22 protein-coding genes and 3 pseudogenes are annotated in these 25,196 nt (G+C 44.1%); 13 read left to right on the top strand and 12 right to left on the bottom strand.

Annotated features, from left to right (window positions below; translation table 11 throughout):
- Positions 1–48: 48 nt before the first annotated feature.
- Positions 49–219: pseudogene (locus N39L_RS16930) on the top strand (IS4 family transposase); the annotation flags it as partial.
- Between the two features lie 17 nt (positions 220–236).
- On the opposite strand, the pseudogene N39L_RS16925 reads toward N39L_RS16930, so the two are convergent.
- Positions 237–1,114, bottom strand: a pseudogene (locus N39L_RS16925) (IS630 family transposase).
- A gap of 820 nt (positions 1,115–1,934) precedes the next feature.
- Here N39L_RS16925 and N39L_RS16920 point away from each other — a divergent pair.
- The 6 genes and pseudogenes from N39L_RS16920 (at position 1,935) to N39L_RS16895 (ending at position 5,377) form a co-directional block, all read left to right on the top strand.
- Entirely contained in the window at positions 1,935–2,159 is a 225-nt protein-coding gene (locus tag N39L_RS16920) for a reverse transcriptase N-terminal domain-containing protein (RefSeq protein WP_014275805.1), read from the top strand.
- Positions 2,160–2,180: 21 nt separating this feature from the next.
- Positions 2,181–2,403, top strand: a pseudogene (locus N39L_RS16915) (HNH endonuclease).
- On the top strand, positions 2,363–3,757 hold the full coding sequence (locus N39L_RS16910; RefSeq protein WP_014275804.1) for a group II intron reverse transcriptase: 1,395 nt from the start codon (positions 2,363–2,365) through the stop codon (positions 3,755–3,757). Before N39L_RS16915 ends, N39L_RS16910 begins: the two are co-directional and overlap by 41 nt.
- Before the next feature lie 215 nt (positions 3,758–3,972).
- Positions 3,973–4,206, top strand: a complete 234-nt coding sequence (locus tag N39L_RS16905; RefSeq protein ID WP_035737841.1) for a hypothetical protein — start codon at positions 3,973–3,975, stop codon at positions 4,204–4,206.
- 230 nt (positions 4,207–4,436) lie between these two features.
- Complete coding sequence (locus N39L_RS16900; RefSeq protein WP_006619346.1) at positions 4,437–5,141, top strand: esterase/lipase family protein; 705 nt, start codon at positions 4,437–4,439, stop codon at positions 5,139–5,141.
- A gap of 17 nt (positions 5,142–5,158) precedes the next feature.
- A complete protein-coding gene (locus tag N39L_RS16895) occupies positions 5,159–5,377 on the top strand; it encodes an RNA-binding S4 domain-containing protein (RefSeq protein WP_006619347.1) in 219 nt (72 codons plus the stop codon).
- 16 nt (positions 5,378–5,393) lie between these two features.
- On the opposite strand, the gene purU is transcribed toward N39L_RS16895, so the two are convergent.
- The 4 genes from purU to N39L_RS16875 all read right to left on the bottom strand — a co-directional run bounded on the left by purU (position 5,394) and on the right by N39L_RS16875 (position 8,992).
- A complete protein-coding gene (purU, locus tag N39L_RS16890) occupies positions 5,394–6,248 on the bottom strand; it encodes a formyltetrahydrofolate deformylase (protein ID WP_006619348.1) in 855 nt (284 codons plus the stop codon).
- A gap of 31 nt (positions 6,249–6,279) precedes the next feature.
- Complete coding sequence (locus N39L_RS16885) at positions 6,280–6,933, bottom strand: hypothetical protein (RefSeq protein ID WP_006619349.1); 654 nt, start codon at positions 6,931–6,933, stop codon at positions 6,280–6,282.
- A gap of 16 nt (positions 6,934–6,949) precedes the next feature.
- The gene (locus tag N39L_RS16880) at positions 6,950–7,498 is read right to left on the bottom strand and encodes an SLATT domain-containing protein (protein ID WP_006619350.1); all 549 of its coding nucleotides are present in this window, start codon (positions 7,496–7,498) and stop codon (positions 6,950–6,952) included.
- A 90-nt stretch (positions 7,499–7,588) separates the two neighbouring features.
- Positions 7,589–8,992, bottom strand: coding sequence for a sensor histidine kinase (locus N39L_RS16875; protein ID WP_006619351.1), 1,404 nt, complete (start codon positions 8,990–8,992; stop codon positions 7,589–7,591).
- Positions 8,993–9,354: 362 nt separating this feature from the next.
- Here N39L_RS16875 and N39L_RS16870 point away from each other — a divergent pair, with 362 nt between their 5' ends.
- Complete coding sequence (locus tag N39L_RS16870; RefSeq protein WP_006669290.1) at positions 9,355–9,672, top strand: DUF3155 domain-containing protein; 318 nt, start codon at positions 9,355–9,357, stop codon at positions 9,670–9,672.
- Positions 9,673–9,995: 323 nt separating this feature from the next.
- Here the strand turns inward: N39L_RS16870 and N39L_RS16865 are convergent, their stop codons facing one another.
- From N39L_RS16865 to N39L_RS16850, 4 genes are all read right to left on the bottom strand, one after another.
- Complete coding sequence (locus N39L_RS16865; protein ID WP_006619353.1) at positions 9,996–10,535, bottom strand: cofactor assembly of complex C subunit B; 540 nt, start codon at positions 10,533–10,535, stop codon at positions 9,996–9,998.
- 30 nt (positions 10,536–10,565) lie between these two features.
- The gene (locus N39L_RS16860; RefSeq protein ID WP_006619354.1) at positions 10,566–10,916 is read right to left on the bottom strand and encodes a PadR family transcriptional regulator; all 351 of its coding nucleotides are present in this window, start codon (positions 10,914–10,916) and stop codon (positions 10,566–10,568) included.
- Positions 10,917–11,065: 149 nt separating this feature from the next.
- Positions 11,066–11,749: a hypothetical protein gene (locus N39L_RS16855; protein WP_006619355.1), complete on the bottom strand. Its 684-nt coding sequence runs from the start codon at positions 11,747–11,749 to the stop codon at positions 11,066–11,068.
- A gap of 13 nt (positions 11,750–11,762) precedes the next feature.
- Positions 11,763–12,596: a M15 family metallopeptidase gene (locus N39L_RS16850; RefSeq protein WP_006619356.1), complete on the bottom strand. Its 834-nt coding sequence runs from the start codon at positions 12,594–12,596 to the stop codon at positions 11,763–11,765.
- Between the two features lie 340 nt (positions 12,597–12,936).
- Here N39L_RS16850 and N39L_RS16845 point away from each other — a divergent pair, with 340 nt between their 5' ends.
- The 5 genes from N39L_RS16845 to clpX all read left to right on the top strand — a co-directional run bounded on the left by N39L_RS16845 (position 12,937) and on the right by clpX (position 20,280).
- Positions 12,937–14,439, top strand: coding sequence for an efflux RND transporter periplasmic adaptor subunit (locus N39L_RS16845; protein ID WP_006619357.1), 1,503 nt, complete (start codon positions 12,937–12,939; stop codon positions 14,437–14,439).
- 49 nt (positions 14,440–14,488) lie between these two features.
- Entirely contained in the window at positions 14,489–15,679 is a 1,191-nt protein-coding gene (locus N39L_RS16840) for an ABC transporter permease (RefSeq protein WP_006619358.1), read from the top strand.
- 2 nt (positions 15,680–15,681) lie between these two features.
- Positions 15,682–17,637 carry a TolC family protein gene (locus N39L_RS16835; protein WP_006619359.1) on the top strand — a complete coding sequence of 652 codons (1,956 nt, stop codon included), beginning with the start codon at positions 15,682–15,684 and terminating at the stop codon, positions 17,635–17,637.
- Between the two features lie 6 nt (positions 17,638–17,643).
- Complete coding sequence (locus tag N39L_RS16830) at positions 17,644–18,570, top strand: RluA family pseudouridine synthase (RefSeq protein WP_006619360.1); 927 nt, start codon at positions 17,644–17,646, stop codon at positions 18,568–18,570.
- A gap of 339 nt (positions 18,571–18,909) precedes the next feature.
- Positions 18,910–20,280, top strand: a complete 1,371-nt coding sequence (gene clpX, locus N39L_RS16825) for an ATP-dependent protease ATP-binding subunit ClpX (protein ID WP_006619361.1) — start codon at positions 18,910–18,912, stop codon at positions 20,278–20,280.
- Between the two features lie 143 nt (positions 20,281–20,423).
- Here clpX and N39L_RS16820 read toward each other — a convergent pair whose 3' ends face one another.
- From N39L_RS16820 to N39L_RS16810, 3 genes are all read right to left on the bottom strand, one after another.
- Positions 20,424–23,153, bottom strand: a complete 2,730-nt coding sequence (locus tag N39L_RS16820) for a glycoside hydrolase family 10-like protein (RefSeq protein WP_014275800.1) — start codon at positions 23,151–23,153, stop codon at positions 20,424–20,426.
- Positions 23,154–23,351: 198 nt separating this feature from the next.
- Positions 23,352–23,978, bottom strand: a complete 627-nt coding sequence (locus tag N39L_RS16815; protein ID WP_006619363.1) for a CDP-alcohol phosphatidyltransferase family protein — start codon at positions 23,976–23,978, stop codon at positions 23,352–23,354.
- 101 nt (positions 23,979–24,079) lie between these two features.
- On the bottom strand, positions 24,080–25,048 hold the full coding sequence (locus N39L_RS16810) for a diacylglycerol kinase family protein (protein ID WP_014275799.1): 969 nt from the start codon (positions 25,046–25,048) through the stop codon (positions 24,080–24,082).
- Positions 25,049–25,196 lie beyond the last annotated feature (148 nt).

Here is a 25,196-nt window from a genome sequence, read left to right as displayed (position 1 = left end):
AGGGTGAGAGGGTTAGATCGGAATTACCGCAAACCAAACTTCCCTCTCATGAACGAGCTTAACCGATTACGAGACACTTTGCGCCCTCACTTGCCCTGGCACGGGGCGAGATGAAACTTTGCCTGCCTGTTCCTGATGGCGCTGTTTCAAGCCAAGACGGTCAATCTGGCGGAATTGGCGACGGTCTTCGCAAATCCTGTGCAAATTTCCTCAAATTATAGCATTAGTCAAGGTGGTTAGGACGCAGCTGGGAGAACGGAATCCATGGCATCATCGAGAGAATCAAACTGCTCACGTGCAATGGCGAATGCGGGCTTTCAACCACGACCAACATTTCTCTATCTTGTTGAGGTCTGGCGAATAAGGTGGTAGATAGAGCAAACGGCATTGAGCCGCCTCCACTAGCTCAGGAATCCGTCCCCCTTTATGAAACGTTGCATTGTCTAGCACTAGAGTCTGACCTGGCTTCAGTGTTGGAATTAAGATGAACTCCAACCACAGCTCAAACACTGTCCGATTACAACAACCCTCAAAGCGATCGGGGGCTAAGAGTTGTTGATGACACCATGCGGCCATATAGCTCACCCTGCCCTGCCTCTTCCCTGATTTGAGGGCATCGAAGCGTTTTCCTTCCTCGCAGTAACCATAAGGGTAATCCGAGTCCTGACTATTCATGCCGGCTTCATCGAGGTAGACCACTTCATTGTGGCTCCATATGTTCAATCTGAGCAATAAACTCCTCTCGCTGTTGCTGATCACGTTCTTGGTAGCCGTAAGTTTTTTTTCTGGTGAAGCCAATTTTCTTCAAGGCTCTGGATATGGCGCGAGGAGAGATGTCGTCATCCCAAAGTTCAGCCATTTGAGCGGAGGTTTTGTCGCCATGCTCTTGGGCAAAAGCCTTGAATTTATGCCAGTCGGTAATTTTGTGGTTATTGCCAGGTCGGTGATTAGGTTTAGGGAGGAAGTCTCCGGTCTGTGCTTTTCTTTGCAGCCAGAGATTAATGGTGTTCCGGCTGACATGGAAAACTTGACTGGCTTCTGTTTTGGGCATACCGTCTAGTTCAATTGCATCAATAACTTTTTGTCTGAGGTCGTAACTATAGGGGGCTGGCATTTTTGGTCTTCTTAGTCATCTCGTCCTCTCCATTATACGTCCTAACTTTCCTGTCTGGTGCTATATCCGCTAAATATTCTGAACTACACACAACTGTTAAACAAAATACATAAGACATCAATAGATTAGCAGCTTCAATAAGAAAAGAGGTGCGAGACGTTCAGGCATGAAATAGGGCTGCAATGCCCGAAATAACTGCCTGGTGAGGATTTATACCCCTTGGTTGAATATAAGGAGCGCACTCCTGACCATCCTCATAACTGTTTATATGTCCCGACGTTTGGAAAAATCCAAACAAGGCAGGGAACTTAAGGTCATGAACCAACTGAGAAATCAGGGAGTAAAGAGTAACGGCGATAGCCACCCCCAGTTTTGGGAATCATAACCCCAGGACTGAAGCGGGGAACGGAAGGGGTGAAGTAGAACCTACTACCAGATGCGACCACTGCCAACCATCCATGATTAGGGAAACCGAATGTCCGGCTTGAACCATCGTCATTATTGAGCAGCGAAACAGGTTGATACGCTGCGCTCAAAAGAGTAAGGGGAAAAGTAGGGAAATCTTTTTATCACCTACACAGACCTTTAAAAGTACCCCGGTGGAAAGGACAAATCTAAAGATGGAATGCCCATATAAATGGAACGTTTTAAGTCCTCCTAGACTCTGATTATTTGGTCGAAATATCAGTAGGGATAAGTGTAACCGCAAGTCTCGGAGGATGTGAGATGTGACCAGAAGCCAACGCCCGACTGTAATGGTAGGGATATGCTAACAGGTCACGGTTTGAGTGTAAAGAAATAGAGTCAAGTAGGTGTACAAATGGCGATAGCGAGTTTAAAGAAAGGATTTGGCAAAACCAGACCAATCAAGACTACGAACAACGCATGGAAGGCCATCCCATGGACTAAGGTTCAACGGAAAGTTTTCAAGCTCCAAAAGAGTATATTTCAAGCAGCTAAATCGGGACAGGACGCAAAGGTAAGAAGGTGGCAACGTCTATTGGTGAAATCATATTATGCCCGACTCTTAGCAGTGCGACTGTAGGGGCGGGTTCCACGGTCAGCCATGCTTCCCAACAGTCAGCTTAATAAACCCGCCCCCCCAAGCGGGTCAAGGCAAAAAGACGGCTGGAGTAGATGGTGTGATAGCAATATCCCCTAAACAAAGGCTAGAAATGACCGAGAAAATCAAAGGAAACCTCAAAGCAAAACCACTGCGACGGGTGTGGATTCCAAAACCTGGCAGGGATGAAAAAAGCTGGAATAGGAATACCCACAATCCAAGATAGAGCAAGGCAAGCCTTGGTTAAGTCGGCTCTCGAACCTGAATGGGAATCGAGATTTGAAAGCACAAGCTACGGGTTCCGTCCCGGACGGTCAGCCCAAGATGCAATAGCACGAATTTACTCAAGTATCAACAAGGGTGAATATTATGTACTGGATGCTGATATAGCAAAATGTTTTGACCGAATAAACCATGATTACCTACTGTCCAAAATTCATTGTCCAAGCTGCCTAAAAAGAGACCTGAAACAATTGCTCAAAGCAGGCGTTCTAGATAACGGTGTATTTGAGGATACGGAAGCAGGGACACCCCAGGGAGGGGTAATAAGTCCAATACTCGCCAACATCGCAGTGTTGGGGATGGTTAGGTTAATAGAAAAAATGTATCCTAATAATACCAACAAAAAACCATTTGCCACGGTAATACGATACGCCGATGATTTTGTAGTCATATCCAAAGACCTAGGAATCATTGAACAGTGCAAAACTGCTATCACCGAATGGTTAAAACCTGTAGGATTAGAGATTAAACCCGAAAAGACTCGAATTGGTCACACACTCAAACCTATTGAGTCTAATGGCAAAACAGAAGAACCTGGGTTTGATTTTCTCGGATTCAATATCAGGCAATACCCAGTAGGAAAATACAAGTCTGGAAAAACAGGGGGACATAAGAGCCGATTAATCGGACATAAAACCCACATAAAACCCAGCCAAAAAGCAGTTGCCCACACAGAAGCGATAAAAGGTGTAATCAAACAATCTAAAACTGCACCTCAATCAGCCCTGATTAAACATCTAAACCCGATGATTCGGGGATGGACAAATTATTATTCAGCGGTAGTCTCAACAGAGACCTTCAATAAGCTAGACAACATAGTTTGGCAAATGTTACGGGCATGGACAAAATCAAGATGCCAAAAGGCAAGTTACGAAAAGCTAGGAAACTATTTCAGACATGGAATGGTTAAACTTAGCAATGGGAAAGAAAGGCATGAATCTTGGTTATTCCAAACCAAAGATGGAATCCAATTATGGAAACATAAGTGGACTCCAATTGTCAGACACACCCTAATACGCCCGGAAGCAACACTTTATGACGGAAATTGGACTTACTGGGCAAACAGGAAAGGACAAGCAATCGATAAGCCAAATAGAGTTGCAAAACTACTCAAGAAACCAAAAGGTAGATGTACCTGGTGTGGGCAATTCTTTACCCCGTCAGACTTTATTGAAGTAGACCATATTGTACCTAGAAGCCAAGGCGGAAAGGATGAATACAAGAATCTTCAACTATTACATCGCCATTGTCACGATGATAAAACAGCTCTTGATGAAGAGATGATGCTGTACTCTTAATAAGGAGACGGTCAAACTAGGAGCCGTATGAGGTGAAAGTCTCATGTACGGTTCTGCTGCTGAATGGGAGGGGTAGACCGTGAGGTCTATCTCGACCCCTAATACTAGAGAAGACAGAAAAATAATCTGGCTGGTTTTCAGACATATTGAAAAATATTTAACTAAAACAACTGATGATCATGGACTTCATTTAAGAGACAACGAAATCAACAACAATGGACTCTAATGTATTACCAGATATAGTCAAACTGGGAACTGATGGCATTACAGTTTTTTTAGTCTGGCAGTTAATGAAGCAAAACCAGAAACTGATATCAGAGGTTAACTCCAGAGACAACGAACTAATGAAGCTGATTTACACAATCCTAAATCAATATAGGCAGTACCCAACAGAATTAAGCGATCGCACTAGCCGAATTAACCGTCCCAGAGCAGAAAGCAATGAGTAAGTTATCATACTGGCCCAATGGATGACAGCCTACTGGGAAAATGGACAAAATAAGTACAAATTCCCACCTAGGACAAAAAAGCGATCGCATTAAGTCCCTTGACACCAATCTGTACTCGCACAAAACGACAAGGGTAAACGCTTCATTGTATCATTTGATTTAAGTCTTGGAGGCGATCGCCAAGATTTGCCAACTGCTCAACGGACTCAAAAGGATTTAATTGCTGAAAAATGCCCAGACCTACTGTGATTATTCCCGGCTATTTTGCCTCATTCAAAGACTATCAGGAGTTAGGACAATTCCTGCAAAGGGAGGGAATACCGACCCATATTGTTCCCATCAAAAAACGCGATTGGTTGCCGACAGTTGGCGGTAGGTCAATGGTGCCGATTTTGCGTAAAATTAATACGACGGTACAGCAAACTAGGCTTGAGTATAGTTCTGATCAAGTTAACTTAATTGGTCATTCTGCTGGGGGTTGGATTGCCAGAATTTATATGGGAGAAAAACCCTATACTATTCATAATGATGTTAAGGAAGATACCCAGGGTTTGTGGAATGCGCGACCATATATAAAGAGTCTCATCACCTTGGGCACTCCCCATATTAGTCAGGAACAATGGACTCGCAAAAATTTGGATTTTGTCAAGTTTAATTATCCGGGTGCATTCTATGAAGATATCCGCTATATTTGTATAGCTGGTAAAGCGATTATGGGGGGACGTAAGCGAGGACAATTACTAGCTTATAACAGCTATAAAATAACTGTGGGGGTGGGAAATACTTGGGGTGATGGCATTACACCTATTGAGGCTGCCCATTTAGAAGGGGCTGAAAATATCACCTTAGATAATGTTTGGCATTCTCCCAGATCTCCAGGAAAGTGGTATGGTTCTCTTGAGGTAATTCCTGAGTGGATTGAGAAATTAAATTGAGAAATTAAATTGAGGAAATGGTGGTGAAAGTTACAGAACAAAACATCAAACTAGATAAGTTTTTGAAACGGTCGGGGTTAGTGCAAAGTGGCGGACAAGCTAAGGCTTTTATTCAGTCGGGTTATGTAATGGTTAATGGAGAAATAGAAACTAGACGGGGACGAAAATTAATAGAAGGCGATCGCGTAACTTTTAACGGGGAAACTTTCCCGGTTAGCCTACCAGATCAAATCTGACATGATTCGGCTAATTTCAAGCAAAAACTACGGTGCGATTACCATAGACTAAAACACGGTGTTGGAGGTGAAAACGGACGGCGCGAGATAATACTAATCGCTCTAAATCTTTGCCTTTGCGAACTAGGTCAGCAACTGTATCTCGGTGGCTGACACGAACAACATCTTGTTCTATTATAGGTCCTTCATCGAGATCTGCAGTGACATAATGGGCGGTAGCACCGATAATTTTTACCCCCCGGTCATAGGCGCGCTGATAGGGATTTGCTCCGGGAAAAGCAGGTAAAAAAGAGTGATGAATATTAATAATTGAAGGGAAACTACTAACAAATTGAGGGCTGAGAATTTGCATATATTTAGCTAAAACGACTAAATCTATTTTGTGTTGTCTTAATAACTCAAGCTGCTGGGCTTCTTGTGCGTTTTTAGTGTCGGGAGTCATGGGGATATGATGAAAGGCGATCGCCAACTGATCCGCAATAGGTTTAAGGTCGGGATGATTACTAATAATTAGGGGAATTTCCGCCGGAATTTCTTGAGCTTGCCATCGCCATAATAGGTCTAATAAACAATGGTCTTGCTTAGTCACCCAGATAGCAATTCTGGGGATAGTATCAGAAAAATGTAGTTGCCAATTTGCCTCTAAAGGTTTGGCGATCGCACTAAAAGCAGGCCCAATGACATCTCTGGGTAAATTAAAGTCTTTTAACTCCCATTCAATCCTAGTTAAAAACAATTGAGCTGAAGCATCAGTATGTTGGTCAGCGTGAATAATATTGCCACCATTAGAGTAGATAAAATTGGCAATTTTCGCCACCAGTCCACGACGGTCTGGACAGAAAACCAGTAAAGTAGCAGTAGGTGATTTCATCTTCATTTGGCTGTTGGTTTGATGGTTAATGTTAAAGATACTTATCCCGTAGCTTAACAGATTTGATAACTATAGCTTCCACAGCCATAGCAATATCCCAGGCTTCTGCTAACATTTGATGATCAGGGGTAGTAGAGTCTTGCCATTGAGGTATCGTTAAATTAGAAACATCACAGGGAAACAGATGGGACGATTGTTTAATTAAGGAACGATTCCGGCGAATCATTGCCTCTGTATTAAGGGTTCTAACCAATTCTTCCCTAATCATTTTCAAGGCGCTAAGAATTTGGGAACGGTCAGTGACTTTAGCGGTAGGATTTCCGGCATTTTCCAGTTGATCACAAAAGGCGATCGCATGAATAATTCTATTATATCGCTCAACTTGCATCCAAATAGCTATTAAAGATTTATGCCGCCAAGTTGTGATAATTTTCAGTGCATCATCAACAATTAACCCCAAACAGGCGATCGCATGAATGACGACCAAAACCGTTTGATCCGCTGGAAAAATCCCAATTAGTATCCCATAACTGAGTAAGACTAAACCCATAGCCAGCAAAGTTTTTAATGCCTCATGGAACAACTTTTTAACAGTAGCAGGTCGGTAGACTCGGTTGATACCCAGTCCGCTGAGGTGTTTAAGTTCTCCTCGGCTAATTTCTAAACCTTCTAAATCAGGTATCATGGCAGGATGTTTAGGCTTATTTTACATTGACTTTGCCATCATAATTCTCAGCAAAAGTGGCGACCAAATTTTTATCTTTAGACTGTTTGACAGATTTTTTATAAGCCCATTCCGGGGTAATTGGTAGAGGTTTTTTAAGTTCATTATACTGCTCATTTAAGGATACTAATTTTTCCAGTTCAACAATCAGATCCTGGGGATTAACGAGACAATAAAGCAAGAATTTATCATAAGCATCTCCCATTTGTTCATAGACACGAGAAGCGGCCAAGTGGTTACTAGCCCTATCCATAGGATTGAGAAAAGTCAATAAAGGAGCCAAACTCGCCACCATAATTGAAAATACAATATATAATCCATAGCTGGCGCCATTTTCCGCTTGCAAATCTGCGATCGCTTGCACACTAGCAGCGGCCGCTAAAACGGTGCTAGGAATACCGATATATAAATTAGTGTGAGACCAACGAATTGACACATAAAGATGCGCCCAAGACATAATTCTACATAAATTTCTTCTATCTTCGGCTCTAGCGAGAATATCCTCTCGTTTAACCAATTCATTCATGCTATAGATGTCCCTAGTATTTTTCTAGAACAGTGGGGTTGATTTTTCGGGTGGTAACTGCGCTCAAAAATTATACGATATCATGTGTGGCTATGAAACAGGAGAGCGACCGAAAGTGACGGGTAAGCCGATAATAAAAGTTGTTCCTGCTTCAGTTTTGGGAGTGACTCCCTGGGGTAGCCATTGAGGAAGACAGGGAGAATAGACCTGAATTTCTCCTTGCATTGGCTGGAGTAAATCTTGGACGATCGCCAAACCCAGGCCAGTACCAGGAATATTTCCTTGAGCTTGAATACCCCGATATCCTCTTTCAAATAGACGATCGCGATCGCCAGGCGGAATTCCTGGTCCCGTGTCACTGATAGCAATACCCACACCCGGATCAGGCCAATGGTTGATCGCATAATTCTGGGCAACTTTCAGATAAATCTCGCCGCCGGGGGGAGTATATTTAAGTGCATTATCCAAAAGATTGCTCATCACCTCCCGCAGGGCCTTAGCATTTCCTCTGACTGTAGGGACTTGTGGGGGAATTTCCGCAATACATATAAGTTGTCGTTCATCAGCGATCGCACAAGTGGCCGTCCATAGGGGGTTAATAATCTCCTGAACCTTAATCGGTTCAATAATATCAGTAGCAGGTAGCAAAACCGGGGACTTAGCCACTGGTGTCGGAGGTTCGGGGCTAGTGTTTACATATTCTACTGTGGCTGTTTGGCTATCTTCAATGGAGGAAAAGGGGAGACTGAGGAGATTTTCTCCTCTTTCCGCAGTGAGATCGACCTGTTGGAGTAGTTCCTCCATGCGATCGCTTTGGCTGAGGATATTATCAGCCAGTTTATAGTTACGGTCATCAGGGCTGAGGCGTTTAAGTAACAGTTTCCCAAAAGTCCGCAAAGCAGTCAGGGGACTTTTTAGCTGATGCAATAACCCCTGTAGAGTTTGGTATTCTTGGCTCTGTAGCTGATATTGCTGTCTAACTTCCTGTTGTAGCCATTGAGAACGTCGATCCAAAATACAGGCAGTAGTAAGAGTATGAGCGATCGCCCTAAGTTGTCGCTGTTCTTGGGAATTCCAGGGTCGGTCATCGCGACCTGTCACCAAAAAACCCATCACCATGCGATCGTGAATTAGGGGGAGGACTTGTTTTTGATGTGACTCCCCATCTTCCCAGTCCGACTCTGGGGATGGATCTGGTACTGATTCCACTTCTTCTGTCTCTGTCCTGGCAATAGTTTCTGATTGGGGGGCTACACTGGGGAGGAGACTAGGTTTAACAGACCAGGTAAAATCCGACTGGGGTAGTTGGATCAGAACTTGATCATCAGACCATGACCGAGGTATTTCAGGATAAGCGGCGATCGGGATCAGTTTTCCTGGCTGACCCGCCGCCCAATCTTCCGCCAGATATACCACACTTAAAGACGCTCCCAAACCCGTGATTAGGGAAACTTGAGCTTGACAAAGGGTGATAAATTCCGGACTGGTAGCCATGAGCAAGGTTTATTAACAATTAATTTAATCAGAACTAATTTACCCCGTGGTATGGTAGACTAACCCGACCCACAAACCATCAAACTTGATCTCAAAGGCGCTATCCCGATTATATAGTAGTCTGGAATTCACAGGCCACGGCTGTCCACTTTTGCCTTTTGAGAGTGATGGGACCATGAGAAACTCAACTTGGGGGTCAAACCATCTAGGGATAATCCCTTGAGTTCCAAAAAACCGGGTGATTATTTTTTATTTGTATCAATGTATTAAAATCTATTGAAATTTCTGGCCATAAGGTATATAATTCACTCGTATTTGGTAGCTAGATTTACACCCATCTGCTCAAAGAGGAGGTAAAGAAATTGGCTAGAAGACGTAAGCGCAAGAGCCGTCGCAGACAAGAGGGACGGCGCATTCTTGAATGCGTGCCTCAATATAGCATTTCCAGTGGCGAAGATAAACCGGTAACTGCCGCCCGCAAGTATATTCACTCTGAGGGCATAATTCCTCCGGCTTTGCTACTGGTCAAAAGAAACGAACACACGACCGATCGCTATTTTTGGGCGGAAAAAGGTCTATTTGGTGCTCAGTATGTCGAAGAAAACCATTTTTTGTTCCCCAGCCTAAAGCATATTGCTGAAAAAAACAATAACCTGGTGACGACAACGGCAAGAGTTTAGTTGTGGATGTTGTAACTGACAACATCATTTTTTGTGTCAGGATTCCGCCATATTTGGGGAGATCAAACTGTTCCGAACAGGGAGATTAACCAGACATTGGTTTGTCATCAGATTAACTTAATGTCGGCAGGAGTCTCCCGTTATACCAGAAGTTAACGGGAGGAGTATGCCGAGGACTAAGTATGAGAACCCTCTCTGATTTAATCGTTCCTGAATTGGGGAGCGTCCCCGTTGGCTTGGGGAGAGGGGGAGAAGCTAGGCGGCCAATTACTGGTCGTGCTAGGGGAATTAATGCCAAAAGTTAGATCGGGTTGCTATTAGCCTTAAATGTTCTCTGATTGCTTAGAAGCGAGAGCTTGTTTTAAGGTAGCCAGTTCATCTCTATGGGCTGTAACCCGAATCAGACTCTCGGTTCTGCTCTCAGAACTTCTGACGGCTTCCAGTTGTAGGAACACCTGCTCTGGTCGCTTGGCCTTTTGCCAATAAAAAAAGCCAGCCAGAGGAGACAACAGCACCAGGGCGAGAAAACCATAGCCAGAAGCGGGGATAGCCATTGACAACACCAAACCCAAACACAGGCTACCAACAGCGGTTAACAGGGTGAGGAAAATGGCCATGAACCAGCTAGGGCGGACTAAGCCTTCATAGGTGATCGAATTTTCCTGGCGATCAATAGCGATCGCACGGTAGGCTCGCGAGTGAAAATAATTCTGAATTTGGTCTAAGAGAGTGTCCGCGTCTTCGGGGACACAGATAGTTTGCTGCTCAGTTCGCTCCTTAACCGAAGCCTTGATAAAGAAAAACAGACCGACAGCCAATAACAGGGTCAGAAAAAAAGTCGATGGAATAACAGGAATGGTCATAAATTTCGGGAACGACTAGCGGACACTACACTAGACTATTTTACGGCTATTGGTGTAGTCATACCACAGTTGAGCCAGTTCTTTGGCTAGGGGACGACACTCGGGTAAAACTTGGTACATTCGGCGGGGTCTTCCTCGACCGTCAACCTTTTTCCAGTATCCGCTAATAGTTCCCTCCCGTTCCAAAAACTTCAAAGCGCTATAGAGAACTGTATCTGACAGACGATAGATCCTATATTCTTGCTCTAAGCGTTTAATCAACTCAGTTCCATAGGAGTCTTCACCCAAAAACACCGATAAGACATAGCACACCGCTAACTCCCGATTTAGATAAATCGGCGGCGGGTCTTGAAAAAATCGATAGATATCCTCAAAGGTCATCAGCCTGTCCCACTCCACATCCTTATCCTTACCTGTTTATGAAAACAGCAAGGGGTGTCCATTGACTTTTGACATCTAATTTATCGCGTTTTTCACTAAGCGTTTGGTCAATGAAATCACTATTTGAGGATATTTTGAGGATATTTGGATTAACTGGCTTTGCGATCGCCAATTAACCCATAACACTCAGCCACAGAAGCACCCTCAGCCATAGCCGCCGCCAAGGCTTCATAGGTACACCAGTTTTGTTTGAGCAAAGTTTGAGCCTGTAAGATAGCCCAGCGTTCCTTAATTTGAGCATCTTGAGGTGAGCGCCTTAATTGAGTCCATAACCGCCTAATATTCTGGCGATCGGAAACTCCCCCGAGAGCCTGATCATAAACCAAAATTTCGGCAGCGATACCCGCCATCCACACCTTACAGTATTTATCGATCGCCTCTGAAGAAATCACCCCATGGTTAAGTTGTTCCATCAACTCGACATCATTAAAGCGGACTCCTCCTTGGGCTTTTTGTCCTTGTCTAAAGGCTTCCCAAGCCGTCAGTGCATATCCTTCCACCGGAACACCTAACAAATAAGCCATCAAAAAGTGACCAGCTTCGTGGTGGACAATGCGATCGCGCCGAGAACCAGAAGCCCCCGCCAACCAATCCACTAAAATAGTCGATCCTTGACCCTGTAGGCTAAAAGTATCCAGAGTAGCCAATCCCAATAATACAAAAACCATCCCGGCTGGAACCGCCGCCGATATCTCCAACAGAGGCGCTACCAGGGTAGTTAAAGTCAGGGTAAAGATAGTAATCGCAATCAGATTTAAAGAAGTATCCCGCATTTATCACTTATTATCAATTGTCACCGTTCACTAGGTCAGAGGGAGACGCTACATCTATAGACCGCGCTTTATAGAAGGTTTCTAAACTATGGCGATCGCCCACATAACGCCAGTGCCAGGGTTCATAACTCACCCCCAGGGGGTTATCTTTCGGAAATGATAGCTCAAAACTATAGAAAGCCGCATTATCCAGTAGCCATTTAAAAGCCGGAGTTTGATCAAAAGTCTCTCTGAGATCCGTATCGGGAAAATTAGCATCAGCCACATCAATAGCATAGCCGGTGTGATGTTCACTGTAGCCAGGAGGGGCGCTTACTTGGGCGCGTTGACTGGGAACTTGTCCCCTTTGGGCTTTGATGTCAAAAAACAAAAATTCCTGATCTTCCAAACCCCGAAACCCAGATATCGGAACCAAAATAATGCCGCTTCTTCTGGCTGCATCAGTCATTTCCAAAAAGGCATAAGCGGCGGCGCGACGTAACCTGATTACACCATCAGCGGTAATATTTTTCAGTTCACTCTCGGGCGCTTCCTCATAGGGAAGATGTCCCAGAAGATTAACTGGTAGTTGGGACACTTGGTTAGGGATAACCGATGGTGTGGGTAGTGGGTTAGTTGTTGGTGGCGGTTGCATAGCATCAGTTGTTTCTGATGCTGAGAGGTTGATAGAGGTGCGATCTACCACAAAAATCCCAAATTGGTAGTTGAGGGCGATCGCCACCCCAAAGGCTGCTATAGCCAGGGCTAACCACTGCCAAAATTTTGGCGATCGCTTAGACTTACCCAGGTTACTATTATCAGACTTGGGAGTATCTCGAATCGCTTCGGGGATATCTTCGCTGGTCATGGGCGGAACATTATCCAAGTTCTTGTACATATTGACCCCGTTGAACAAAATCACAAAAAAAAGCAGGTAGGAACCTTAACAACTGATCAAGTAGTCCCCTCAGACTACTCCTGGTGGACAACTTAACTTGACGCGAGGGGACTCCTAACAGCTATATTAACTGCCATATACAGTATGTTAGCGGCATTACCCGGTTTTCTTTAGGGCAGACAGTGTTAGTTTGCTATCATATCGTAATTAGTACCATCGATGAGCTATTGCTGCCATCGATCAAGCTGGAAAACACCTCAAAAGCGATTGCCAACTACTATAGGTTAGCTCAAACAGCAACTTTGATACTGTGTCTATTGTAGATTATCCTGCCAAACAAGCCTATCAGCGGGGTCTCAAATGGATCATGGGTTCCGCCCTATTCGCTGTCGTCGGAGTGGGTGGAGTTTTGGGTTATGACCTTATCCAAAATCGACCACCAGCACCCATTTCCGCCGAGGTAATTCCTGTCCAACTCGGAGATGTCGAAGATCGCATTAATGAAGGCGGAATTTTAGAACTAGGCGGACAGCGTAGCATTAAATCTCCTGAAGATGGTGCGGTTGAAAACATTTTAGTACAAGTAGGCGATCGTGTCACCCAAGGTCAACAACTTATGACTTTACGCAACCCCAACCAACAAACCATTTTACAAAAGAAACAGCTAGAAATCCAAAAACAGGAAATCACTGTAGAACGCCATCGCCAAGAAGTAGCCGAAGCCCAAGAACAACTAACCGCCTCCCAACGTCAGTTACAAATTGACCAAGCACAATATCAGCAAGAATTAGCCTCCCAAAAAACCGTACAAGATTTAAAAATTCAGAGACTTGAATCTCAGGTTAATCGCCATCGCGAAAAAGTCGAAGAAGCTGAGATAGAATTAGCAGCGGCTGAGGAGGAATTAGCCAGCAGCCGAGAACTCCTAGAAAGAGGATTTGTTGCACAACAAGAAATTGAACGGGGAGAAGAAAGTGTACGTCAGCAAACCACCGCATTAAGAAACGCCAAACATGACCTCAATACTACCTTGATGGAATTAGCATCAGCTAAAGCCGAATTAATCACCGTTTCTACTACAGTTAACACTTCCCCAGTGGTAGAGTCTGAGATTAGGCTAAGACAGGCGCAAAGCACCTTGAGACAAAGCCTCAGTGAACTAGAACGCCTGCAAATAGAATATCAAGAGGAAGCACTTAAATTACAAAATTTTGTGATTACATCTCCTATTAATGGAGTGGTACTGAATATCAACGTTAGAGAGGGAGATGGACTCAATCGTGGTCACGATTTAATCACATTAGGCGACCCTAATCAGGAAATCGTTAGACTGCAATTATCAACCCTTAACGCCGTTCAAGTTAGACAAAATCAATTAGTCCGTGTTACCGAAATAGGGCCTAATCCTGAAGTATTTACAGGACGAGTAGACCAGGTTGATCTCGCCACCCGACAGTCGGAAGGAAATCAAGACTCAGGTTCAGGACAAGCCTCAGTTTTTGCTACTGTTAAATTAGATAGACCCACCGGACGTTTAATTCCCGGAAGTCCAGTTAGTGTAGAAATTGTCTTAAATCAACGAGAAAATGTTGTGGTTCTCAATACAGAATTAATCCAAAGAGAGAGAAACTCTCGCTATGTGTGGGTGTTAGATGATAATAATACCGCCCAAAAGCAGCCTGTCACCCTCGGACTCGAAGGATTACTACAAGTAGAAATTACCTCGGGTTTAAATTCAGGAGATTTAGTTATTTCTCCTCCCATAAACCACAACTTAGAACCAGGTAAATTGGTTATATATGAGCCTCAATAAATTTATCGTTTATGCCAAATTATACCACAGTTAATCATCCAATCAATTCATGAGTTTATCTCTATTAAATTTATTCGGTTTAAGTTGTCAGTCATTAATGGGTAATCCTCTCCGGTCTACTCTGTCAGCGGTGGGGGTATTTATGGGAGTAGCAGCAGTGACGGCGACTCTACAAGTTCGGAATATTTCGGAATCAGTAATTGCTAAACAAATTGCAGCTAGAGAAGCCCCAGTAATTAGATTGTCTCCAGCCTGGAGAAGGGGGGTTGAATTTCAGGGCTTGAACCTTAGTGATTTAGAGTTTTTACAGAGTCGATTAACGGGTGTAACCGCCATTGCTGGTCAACGAAGTGCTTGGTGGATTAATTCGGTTTTATTTCAAGATCGCAGTATTAATCCAGAATCAAAATTAGCTGTTTCTTTGGAATACCAAATAACCTCCGGTCGCCGCATGGTCAAAGGTCGTTTTTTTAATGAAACTGACTTTTTGCAATATCGACCCGTGATTATCGTTGATGAAATTTTGGCAATTGAACTATTTGGAAATCTTGACCCGATTAACCAATCAGTGTATATTCAAAATCGACCTTATACTATAGTGGGAGTTGCTGAAACTAGAGAAATATCATCACGGTCAGGTCAACAGGGGTTATTGCTGATACCTCTACCATTAGATGCGGCGGCGACGGGAGCGCGTCATTTACATAATATCACTGTAGGGGTAAAAAACCTAGAAGAAATTGACCAAATAGAACAGCAAGCGATCGCTCTTTTAAAACAACGAGTTCCCACCCAAGAATATCGAGGTTGGCAAAATATTAACGATATTTTAGAACAACAGAAAACCCTCGAATCAGTTTCCCAAGCGTTGCTAGTTGTAGGTGCAATATCCTTAATTGTAGGAGGGGTGGGAATTGCTAATGTTACGATTGCTTCTGTGATTGAACGTACCCCCGAAATTGGATTAAGACGAGCTATTGGAGCTACACAACTCGATGTTATGCTACAGTTTATTGTAGAGGCGGCGATTTTGAGCTTAATGGGTGGAACTATAGCGATCGCCACTGTTCACGGTGCGACTATAGTAGTTACAGAACAGTTTAACTTACCATACGAATTTGACCACGAAACTGCTATAATCGCCCTGAGTTCGTCCGTATTAGTGGGGGTAGGGGCGGCGTTCTTTCCCGCCCTCCGCGCCAGTAAACTAGACCCAGTGAAAGCATTAAAGGGACAGTAATTATGGCTAAAAATCCCGAACCATTCACAACAATGAGCGATCGCTTTTGGTGGCTGAGATTTTTACTAATTGCGATCGCCACATCAGGTTTATGTATTACCTTAGCTATCAGCTTAGAAACTCCTCCAGTTCCCCAAGCTAACGCCTCCCGTAACACGCCATCAATCACCCCTCCCGACCTTCCCGAAACTTCACCGCATTCCACCATCAACCCAGAAAATAATACCACAGAAAAAACTCGGTTTAAACTTCCCCGAATTCTGGGAAATATAGCCCGGTTATCTCCGTTAAAAGTAGAAGCTGAACCCTCGCCAAATGTGCCTAATTCAGAGATTATCTCCCCAGAATCTTCCTCAGAAAGAGATAGCAATCAAAAGGCGATCGCTAACCCCCAACCTGAACCAGCCATTGCCGCAACTCTCCCCCAATCAGCAGAATATAGTGTCAATAATACCCTAGATAATTGGTTAAATGGCATAGAAATTTTCCCCCAATTTAGTCAATCTCAACCCGTCATTAATTCCCCTCAAAATGAAAGTACACCCTCCCCAGAAATTCGCCAGTTTATCCCAGAAAATCAAGAGAATGGTGTCCAATTAACTATACAAGATGTGGTATTTCTGACCCTGGCTAATAATAGAAACATTAAAAATCAGTACCTACAACGAATTATACAGCGTCGAGATTTACAAGTAGCCGAAGATAAATTTTCCCCAGAGTTTACCCCCAATTTATCAATTGAATGGCAAGATATTCAACAGGGGGGACAAAGTATTTCTATGACATCAGGCTTAGTTTTAGGAGCCCAAATGGTTATCAAAATTCCCACAGGGGGAGAGTTAAATATGGGCTGGACAGGTCGCGGCGAGAGACAAGGAAGCAGCTTTAATGCGGAAAATAGATTAAGACAGAATTTAGAATTATCCTTCCGACAACCCCTTTTAAGAGATGGTGGGATGGAAGTAAATCGCGCCTCGATTAAAATTGCTCGCCTTGATGAAGCGATTAATATTTTAAACCTCAAAAATACTTTGATTGACCAAATCACCCAGGCGATTTTAGCCTATAGAAATTTAATCCAAGCCCAGGAAAGGGTCAAAATTCAAGCGCAGTCCTTGGCTTCCTCTCAACAACAAGTAGAAAACACTCAGTTTTTAATCAATGTAGGTCGTCTTCCGGCTATTGACTTAATCCCCGCCCAACGAGGAGTTAAAAATAATGAAATTAGCCTTTTAGATGTTCAAAATAACCTGAAAAGACAACAATTAGCATTATTGAATATTCTGGATTTGGAGCAGGATATTATTCCGGTGGCTGTCCAAATCGATTTGGATGAACTAGCCATGCCAGAATTTCCAGAATTTCGCGAAATTGCTTTAGTAAATAGACCGGATTATTTACAAGCAAAACTAGAAATAGAAAAGGCAGAAACTGCTTTAATAGTAGCTGAAAATAATCGCCGATGGCAGATTGATTTTGATACAGGACTTCGACACAACCCCTCCCCCAATCTTGTGGAAGATAGAACGGAATTAAGGGCGGGAATTGTGTTTAGTAAAGAATTGGGCGATCGCACTATTGAACAAGAGTTTGAACGCCGTCGCATTAGTCTAATTCAAGCCCAAAACGATTTGGAAGAAGAAAGACAACAAATTGATATTAATGTAGCTAATGCTGTGCGGGATGTTCGGGATAATTATCAAAAATTAGAGTTGGCTAAAGAGTTGACAGAATTGAGGAGACAGGAACTAAATAACGAAGAAGAAAAGATTAGGCTAGGTGTGGGGAATACTTCGGTAGTCGATTTAGTCCGGTTTCAAGATGATTTAGTTAACGCCCAAAATGCGGAATTAAATGCCCAAATTGATTACCTCAACTCTTTAACTGAATTAGACCGAATTTTAGGCACAACCTTAGAAAGATGGGATATTATTGTGGAAACAGACAGTAAAATTTAAAAATCTATGGTTATTGAATTAATTTGTGAAGAGCAAGATGGGGAAAATCAACGCCTGGATAGGTGGTTATCAGAAAGGGTGCAGCAGTTGTCTAGATCCCGTTTACAAGCCTTAATTTCGTCGGGTCATGTTTGGGTAAATAATTCCCCCTGTACGTCGAAAAAGGCTACAGTTCAAATTGGCGATCGCATTCAAGTGGAAATCCCCCCAGCCATTCCCTTGGAATTAAAGGCTACTAATATCCCCCTAGATATACTCTATGAAGACGAAGAACTACTCATCATAAATAAACCGGCTGGCTTGGTAGTTCATCCCGCCCCAGGACACGCAAACGATACCCTAGTCAACGCCCTATTAGCCCATTGTGAAACCTTAGCTGGTATTGGCGGCGTACAGCGTCCCGGCATAGTTCATCGCCTAGATAAAGATACCACGGGAGCGATCGCGATCGCCAAAACTGACCACGCCCACCAACACCTACAGGCTCAAATTCAGGCTAAAACCGCCCGCCGCCAGTATTTGGGCATCATTTATGGTGTCCCTAAAACTACCTCCGGTGTCATTGACCAGCCTATAGGTCGCCACCACAGCGATCGCAAAAAAATGGCAATTGTACCCGAACACCAAGGCGGACGTAGCGCTATCACCCGCTGGCAGGTCCAGGAACGCCTGGGAAACTATACTTTGATAGAATTTGAACTAGAGACAGGTCGCACCCATCAAATTCGCGTTCACAGCGCCAGCATTGGTCATCCTATCGTGGGCGATCGCGTCTATGGAAAAGGTCGCTCCGTAGGAGTCAACCTCCCCGGACAAGCCCTCCACGCCTGGAAACTGACGCTACAGCATCCCACTTCCGGGGAATTAATAGAAGCGATCGCACCCCTACCTCACACCATGACGACTCTATTAAAGGTTTTACGCGATCGTTAATTATCAATCAGCGCGTGAGTTGACCCTGGGAGCAGGACTTGGGTTGCTTTTTCAATTTACCTCTGTTATCATGAAAGATGATCACGTAGGTGAAATATATCATAATTTACCCCCACCTGTCAACCCATCCCTGTTGATCTTGGTTGTTGGCTGGTCAAATAGTTAGCAACATCTTTTAACAGTATTAGCTACCACATTAGCATGATTAAATGTTAAGTTTAAGGTAGAGCAAAACACGGCTAGAAAACCCAACAGGGGCGAAATGACTGAATCTTTAGATTTACTTAAAGATTTTTTTTCCCCCAGAAAAGCTAGAAACTATCGACAATAAGGTTAAATATGTCCAGGTATGATTCCCATTTACGGTGTTCTTTTTGTGGCAAATCTCAGGAACAAGTTCGCAAGTTAATCGCAGGCCCCGGGGTCTATATCTGCGATGAGTGTGTGGAACTTTGTAATGAAATCCTGGAAGAAGAGTTTTCAGAAAGGGCTGGAAATAAACCACAACCGGGTCTAGGTGTAGAAACTAGACCATCTCCTTCCCCAACGAGACTAACACCCCTAACAGAACTTCCTAAGCCAGTGGAAATCAAACAGTACCTGGATCAGCACGTCATTGGCCAAAACAATACCAAAAAAGTCTTATCAGTGGCAGTCTACAATCACTACAAGCGTCTTAGTGTAGATGCCGAAAACATTAGCAATCAAGGCTTTGACGAAACCCAAGGCTATAGCGACGAGCAGGTAGAATTACAGAAGTCGAATATTCTACTAATGGGGCCGACTGGATGTGGTAAAACTCTCCTAGCAGAATCTCTGGCTAAACTCCTGGATGTTCCCTTTGCGGTGGCTGATGCTACTACGCTGACAGAAGCTGGCTATGTGGGGGATGATGTGGAAAATATCCTACTGCGGTTGCTACAGGTAGCTGATTTCGATATCGAAGCGGCGCAGCAGGGAATTGTCTATATCGACGAAATTGATAAAATTGCCCGCAAAAGTGAAAATACTTCCATCACGCGAGATGTTTCTGGGGAAGGGGTGCAACAAGCTCTGTTAAAAATATTAGAGGGAACTGTGGTTAATGTGCCACCCCAGGGAGGAAGGAAGCACCCCTATCAAGATTTTATCCAAATTGATACGAGCAAGATTCTGTTTATCTGCGGCGGAGCTTTTGTGGGTCTCGATAAGGTGGTTGAACAACGCATGGGTAAAAAATCCTTGGGCTTTATTCAACCGGGGGTGAAGCCAGAAGAAGAGGGGGTTAAAACATCTGTGGACTCCACGGAAGTTCTCCAAAATGTGGAACCTCAAGATTTGGTGAAATTTGGCCTGATTCCTGAGTTTATCGGTCGGGTTCCAGTCCTGACTGTGATTTCTCCTCTTGATGAGGAAGCGCTGGTGAAAATCTTGACTGAGCCTCATAATGCTTTGGTTAAGCAGTATAAACAACTGCTGAAAATGGATAATGTTTCTTTGGAGTTTGAACCTGATGCTTTAATTGCGATCGCCAAAGAAGCCTACCGACGTAAAACGGGGGCTCGTGCATTGCGCGGGATTTTAGAAGAGTTAATGTTAGAGGTAATGTATGAGTTACCCTCCCGCAAGGATGTTAACAGTTGTGTGATTACTAAGGAAATGGTAGAAAAACGGTCAACTGCAGAGGTTCTCTGGCATCCGGCTTGGCGACGCAAGCACGAATCGGCTTAAATTAAATATACCGAAAATTGTCCGGTTAGGATTCATAGATCCTGTGGTCAGAGTCAGAGGGCGGGTTAGTTAATCAACCCGCCTTCAGATTTAGTTAGCAGTGGAAGCGGCCCCGATCGCGATCGCATCCATCGCATACATTATCAGTTTAGTCTGTGTGCGCCGTATCTTAACAGCATATCTAAACTAGCCAATCGATTTTCCCAACTTTTGACTTGGTAGGGTTTTTCCCTAGCGTGGAGGGTCATATAACCGTTAAATTGAGATTGAAAAGTAGCTAATTCTCGTTGAGCGCGACTCAAGGCTTGAGGGTTGGGGGACTCAGCCAAATTTTGCAAAGCCTGTGCTAAAACTTCTGCTTGGTTTCTAAAGCTGCTTAGTTGAGATTCCCTGATCCAGAGTTGGTCATTAGCGAGGAGAAAACTCCACTCTCGCTTGAGGGCTAAATAGCGATCGCTGGCAGCTTGGAGAGGCTGACGGTAGGGGATAATGGCGCTATGATTCCCGCCATTATTTTGAGTGCGGCGCAAAAATCCCTGCAAGTTGCTATCAATGGTTTCCACTGCAAAAATGGAATAGCCACCACTAGGTAAATCTCTGAGGGCTTGAATTTGGTCGATCGCCACTACATTAGGAATATCCAAAAGTTTGACGGAGGGGGCGATTAAAGTAGGCCCTAACTGTTGTGGTCCGGTGAGAGGTTGAGTAATGCGCTGTAGGCGATTAGTATCGAGGGAATAAGTCATAGGGACTAGCAAATCAAGATATCCTTGACGTGCCCAAACTTCCCAATGTTGTTGAATTTGAGCAATGCGTTCAGTTTCCGGGTGTGGAAACACCGCCGCCGAGAGAATCACATTCGGATAATTGGCGTTTAACAGTTGTCGGACATCGCGGACAAAAGATGTCACCTGGTCAGACCTAAATTGGGTCCACTGTTGCCATAATGCGACATCACCGGGAGTGATAGAAATGGGGTCAACTCCAGTTAAATCTCGAAACTGGGTTCTGGAGGCTGTACCATAACCAAAATTAAAATTACGGTTAGCATCCTGAAAGGGATAGCGGATATAGTCGAGATGAATGCCATCAACCTGATAATTGTGGGCAATTTCTCCGACCAAACGTAATAGATAACTGCGAACTTCCCGGTTAGCTGGGTCTAGGTAAGCCTTGCGATCGTTTTCGTGCCAAGTCCGACCCTGGTTATCCAAATTAGCCCATTCCGGGTAAGCGGACAACACAGGACCTAGATAACTGTCAGGTTGTCGCAAGACGGCATTGTGTCGCTGATTAGCGGTCGCAAATACCCAAACCCAGGCGTGTAATTCCATACCCCTAGCTTTTGCTAGTTTTACCGCGTCGGCTAAGGGGTCCCAACCGACGGTCAAAGGATTTTGGGCGGGCGCAACTCGGGAGGGGTAGACAGTATATCCGGCGTTGAGAGTTTCAAAAAATACGGTATTGATTCCGGCATCTGCCAAACGGTCAAATATCTGGGCGAGTCCGGCTTCTCCTCTGGCTGCGACGATTGTACCACGATCTAGCCAAACGGCCCGAATTTCTGCGCCCGATCGCTCTCCGTCGGTGGGGTAATTTTCCCACAATTTTTGACGCGCATCTAACCATAATCTTCTGGCTGCTACCCAATTTTGGGCGGCTACCAATTCGGGAAACTGTTTAATGGCTTGTTGGGCTTGGGCGATCGCATTTTGTCTTGTTGATGGTATAGATGTGGTGACACTAGCAATTGTAGTCACTGGATTTTTCGGTTCAGCCGAAGCTATCTGCAAGTTAATGGGGGTACTACCAGAAGCCGAAGCTATAACAGCATTTTCAAACCTACCCAACAGACTCTCTAATTCCTCCCTCATCAAAATAGCGGTAGTGTTATCAATGGGATCGTTACCTGGTTTGACCTCTAACCCGGCTGGGGCTGATTGTTCCGAGGGGTCGGTAAATAATTGCAGCAGAGAAGGACGGGGGTTGACTGAGGCTAGGTTGGGGTTACTAACTCGATTAGCTGGTGGGGGGGTCTGAATAGTTGTTGATGTCCCTGTATTTGACCGCTGAGGGGGGGTTTGAATAGTTGTTGATGTCCCTGTATTTGACCGTGGTGGGGGGGTTTGTATGGTGGTATTTTGCCGGGCTACAGAGGATTGTGGGGGAGGGGTGGCGGCGCTGTCACGATTAATAGCAGCCTGTAACCAAGCTGTATCTACTTCTGGTGACTCTCCGCGTCCCCAATACCATCCTAAATAAATAGCCTGGGTGGTCGCAATGGCGGCGGCGGAAGCGCTACTACCCTGCCAAACTCCGGCGGTGTAGCTTGCTTGGGTGGCGGGAATTAATACGCCACCTGCTACGGTTCCACTGGTGTTTACTGTGGGGGCCCAGTTTGTTATATTACGACAAATCTGATCTTGACAGCGATCGCTTTGAGTAATCGGCGCGGCTGGGTTACTCAGGGGAAAAGCCCAATAAGACCCGATTAGGGTTCTTAGTCTTTCACGGGCTAAGGGAGTTGAACGGTTCCCCACTGTCCCACTGGCTATTAGCCGCCCGCCCTGTTGTACCCATTGTTCTAATATACGAATTTGGTCTGTGGTCATTACTTCCACATTGGGAAGGAATAATACTCGCAGCCCCTGTAATGCTTCGGCGCTATTGAGATTATCTATATCAATGGTTTGATAGTTGATGCGACTGCTTTGTAGTCGGCTTTCTACACTATTCCAGTCTGCTGTTGGTAATGGGGAACGTACTACTCCTAAAATTGTTTCGGCTTTCACCAGTCCAGGAAACCAGGCGGAGAGATTAATTATAATACCAGTCAGAATCGCTGTGAGTGGGTACTTTCGGGAAGATGCCATGGGCTGTTCAGTAGTTTGTTATTGATCAAGTCAACATCCGATCTAGTCAAGATAGATAGATTGTAGTTACGCACCCAGAAAGCCTAAGTCAGGGCTATCAATTGTGGAAATCCTGATTCATTCTACAACTAAAGGCGATCGCCATAAATCGATAAATCCACCCATTTGGGAGACTCACCCCGACTCGAGTTGTTGGGTTTATTCGTTCCCTGGGTTCAGGGCGTGAGCAAATCTATGTATAGCTGCCACATTAGATATTACCGCCAAAGCTATCAGTAGGGGAAAAATTTGCCCGGTTAATAGTCCTATAATAATCAAAACTGTCCGCACAGCCCGGCTACCAATACTAGCGATACTGCTGCGACCTAATGATTCACTTTTGGCGCGAATATACGGAACCATTGTAGTTCCTAACAGTGCTATTAATCCCACTACTAAGTTATCCCTAGGGTTCCCTAAAATTAGGGCTGATATTATCAAAAAATCTACATAGCGATCTAAGACACTATCGAGTAAGTTTCCGGTATCGGAAGCGATACCTCTAGACCGAGCTAGGTCTCCATCTAAACAATCTAGTAACCCACTAATTACTATGGCTAACACTGCCCAAAGATAGTAATTTTTTAGGATTAAAAAACTGGCTAAGAATCCGCCAATTAGTAAAGAAGTCCAGGTGATGCCATTGGGGGTTATCCAAGATACATTAATCAAGGCTTGGGCGATTTTGATGGTAAAAAATTGCAGGATTTTGTCTAGGGGAGATTGAGGGGAAACTATTTGATTTTCGGGAATTTCTGAGGATTTTTCGTAGACAGTATCTGACATATTTTGATGGTTGCTAAATGTTGGTTTATGACAAACTAAGTATCACAGGAGTTGACAAAAGTCAATCGGACTCAGATACCAACTCCCAGATAGCTAGGTATTTAAGGATGAAAGACACGCGCCAAATTGGGTAGGACTTCAACTTGAATTGGGGCTGAGGAAATAGGTTCCCCGTCTAGGGCTAAAAATTCTCCATCTTGGGGGTCTAGGTGAAAACCTCGCAGCTTATAATATTCGATTCCTGGGATGGCTAGATGCTGTCCTTTATTGCACAATAAAAAAGCCTTAATTAAGTTAAATTTAGAGATACCACGCCGCACTAATAAGACATCTATATTTCCATCTGTGGGGTGAGAGTGAGGTGCGGGATTAAGATTATAAGCCGCCCAAGGAACATTCATCGCCCATAACAGTATATAATCATCCTCAATTATAAGGGGAGATTCACAGTCGGCAGTAATTAGGGATAATTTGCCTCGATAATGACGCAGTTTTAAGATTTCCCATAGTGCATAAATATCGGTTTTTAAAGAACCCAAAAACCGGAGATTATCCGATTTTATATCGACGGCAGCAATTAATCCCCAGGCTATGGAGAGAATGCTATAATAAAAGCGATCGCCTTGTTGAACCCGCAGAATATCCAGAGGTTGAATATTGCCTCTGGTAATGGCAATTGTAGCATTGATTGCATTATAGGTTTCTCCAGCTTCTTCTAGCAGAGTTTTACATAAGCCATTACTGGTGCCACCGGGGATTATTCCCAGGGGTGTTTTAATGGCTTTTTCCCAGTCTTGACGGTTCATTAAGCCGTTAATAACCTCATGAATGCTACCATCTCCCCCCACAACTACTAAGCCATCAATTGAGGATAAATCTATATTTTCGATGCGATTTTTGAGGTCGCCAGCATAACTGGTAAAGGTGACATTAAATGCGGTATTATGGTTGGATAAAATGGGTTTTATTTGCTCAAATATTTGTAGGGATTTACCTTTACCACTGGCGGGATTAATGAAAATCTCTAATCGTTGATTCCAAGTTTTTGGGGGTTGATTTGACCAACTCATTATCTGCTAATTCCGGGAATTAATTAAAGGCGATCCGCGCCGCGCATTATCGCCATATTTATATATTATCATATTATGATAGTTATTGATCCACTAATTTGCCAGAAAAAATGTAAACCTCCGGGGCTATTTTGGGGATTAACTATAG

The sequence above is a fragment of the Limnospira platensis NIES-39 genome, assembly GCF_026000695.1.
GTDB lineage: Bacteria > Cyanobacteriota > Cyanobacteriia > Cyanobacteriales > Microcoleaceae > Limnospira > Limnospira platensis.
This window is presented reverse-complemented; position numbering and strand designations above follow the sequence as displayed.

Coding starts and splice junctions, on each gene's coding strand:
- N39L_RS16920 (WP_014275805.1), top strand. CDS start 1,935: ATGGCGATAGCGAGTTTAAAGAAAGGATTTGGCAAAACCAGACCAATC.
- N39L_RS16910 (WP_014275804.1), top strand. CDS start 2,363: ATGAAAAAAGCTGGAATAGGAATACCCACAATCCAAGATAGAGCAAGG.
- N39L_RS16905 (WP_035737841.1), top strand. CDS start 3,973: ATGGACTCTAATGTATTACCAGATATAGTCAAACTGGGAACTGATGGC.
- N39L_RS16900 (WP_006619346.1), top strand. CDS start 4,437: ATGCCCAGACCTACTGTGATTATTCCCGGCTATTTTGCCTCATTCAAA.
- N39L_RS16895 (WP_006619347.1), top strand. CDS start 5,159: ATGGTGGTGAAAGTTACAGAACAAAACATCAAACTAGATAAGTTTTTG.
- purU (WP_006619348.1), bottom strand. CDS start 6,248: ATGAAATCACCTACTGCTACTTTACTGGTTTTCTGTCCAGACCGTCGT.
- N39L_RS16885 (WP_006619349.1), bottom strand. CDS start 6,933: ATGATACCTGATTTAGAAGGTTTAGAAATTAGCCGAGGAGAACTTAAA.
- N39L_RS16880 (WP_006619350.1), bottom strand. CDS start 7,498: ATGAATGAATTGGTTAAACGAGAGGATATTCTCGCTAGAGCCGAAGAT.
- N39L_RS16875 (WP_006619351.1), bottom strand. CDS start 8,992: ATGGCTACCAGTCCGGAATTTATCACCCTTTGTCAAGCTCAAGTTTCC.
- N39L_RS16865 (WP_006619353.1), bottom strand. CDS start 10,535: ATGACCATTCCTGTTATTCCATCGACTTTTTTTCTGACCCTGTTATTG.
- N39L_RS16860 (WP_006619354.1), bottom strand. CDS start 10,916: ATGACCTTTGAGGATATCTATCGATTTTTTCAAGACCCGCCGCCGATT.
- N39L_RS16855 (WP_006619355.1), bottom strand. CDS start 11,749: ATGCGGGATACTTCTTTAAATCTGATTGCGATTACTATCTTTACCCTG.
- N39L_RS16850 (WP_006619356.1), bottom strand. CDS start 12,596: ATGACCAGCGAAGATATCCCCGAAGCGATTCGAGATACTCCCAAGTCT.
- N39L_RS16840 (WP_006619358.1), top strand. CDS start 14,489: ATGAGTTTATCTCTATTAAATTTATTCGGTTTAAGTTGTCAGTCATTA.
- N39L_RS16835 (WP_006619359.1), top strand. CDS start 15,682: ATGGCTAAAAATCCCGAACCATTCACAACAATGAGCGATCGCTTTTGG.
- N39L_RS16830 (WP_006619360.1), top strand. CDS start 17,644: ATGGTTATTGAATTAATTTGTGAAGAGCAAGATGGGGAAAATCAACGC.
- clpX (WP_006619361.1), top strand. CDS start 18,910: ATGTCCAGGTATGATTCCCATTTACGGTGTTCTTTTTGTGGCAAATCT.
- N39L_RS16820 (WP_014275800.1), bottom strand. CDS start 23,153: ATGGCATCTTCCCGAAAGTACCCACTCACAGCGATTCTGACTGGTATT.
- N39L_RS16815 (WP_006619363.1), bottom strand. CDS start 23,978: ATGTCAGATACTGTCTACGAAAAATCCTCAGAAATTCCCGAAAATCAA.
- N39L_RS16810 (WP_014275799.1), bottom strand. CDS start 25,048: ATGAGTTGGTCAAATCAACCCCCAAAAACTTGGAATCAACGATTAGAG.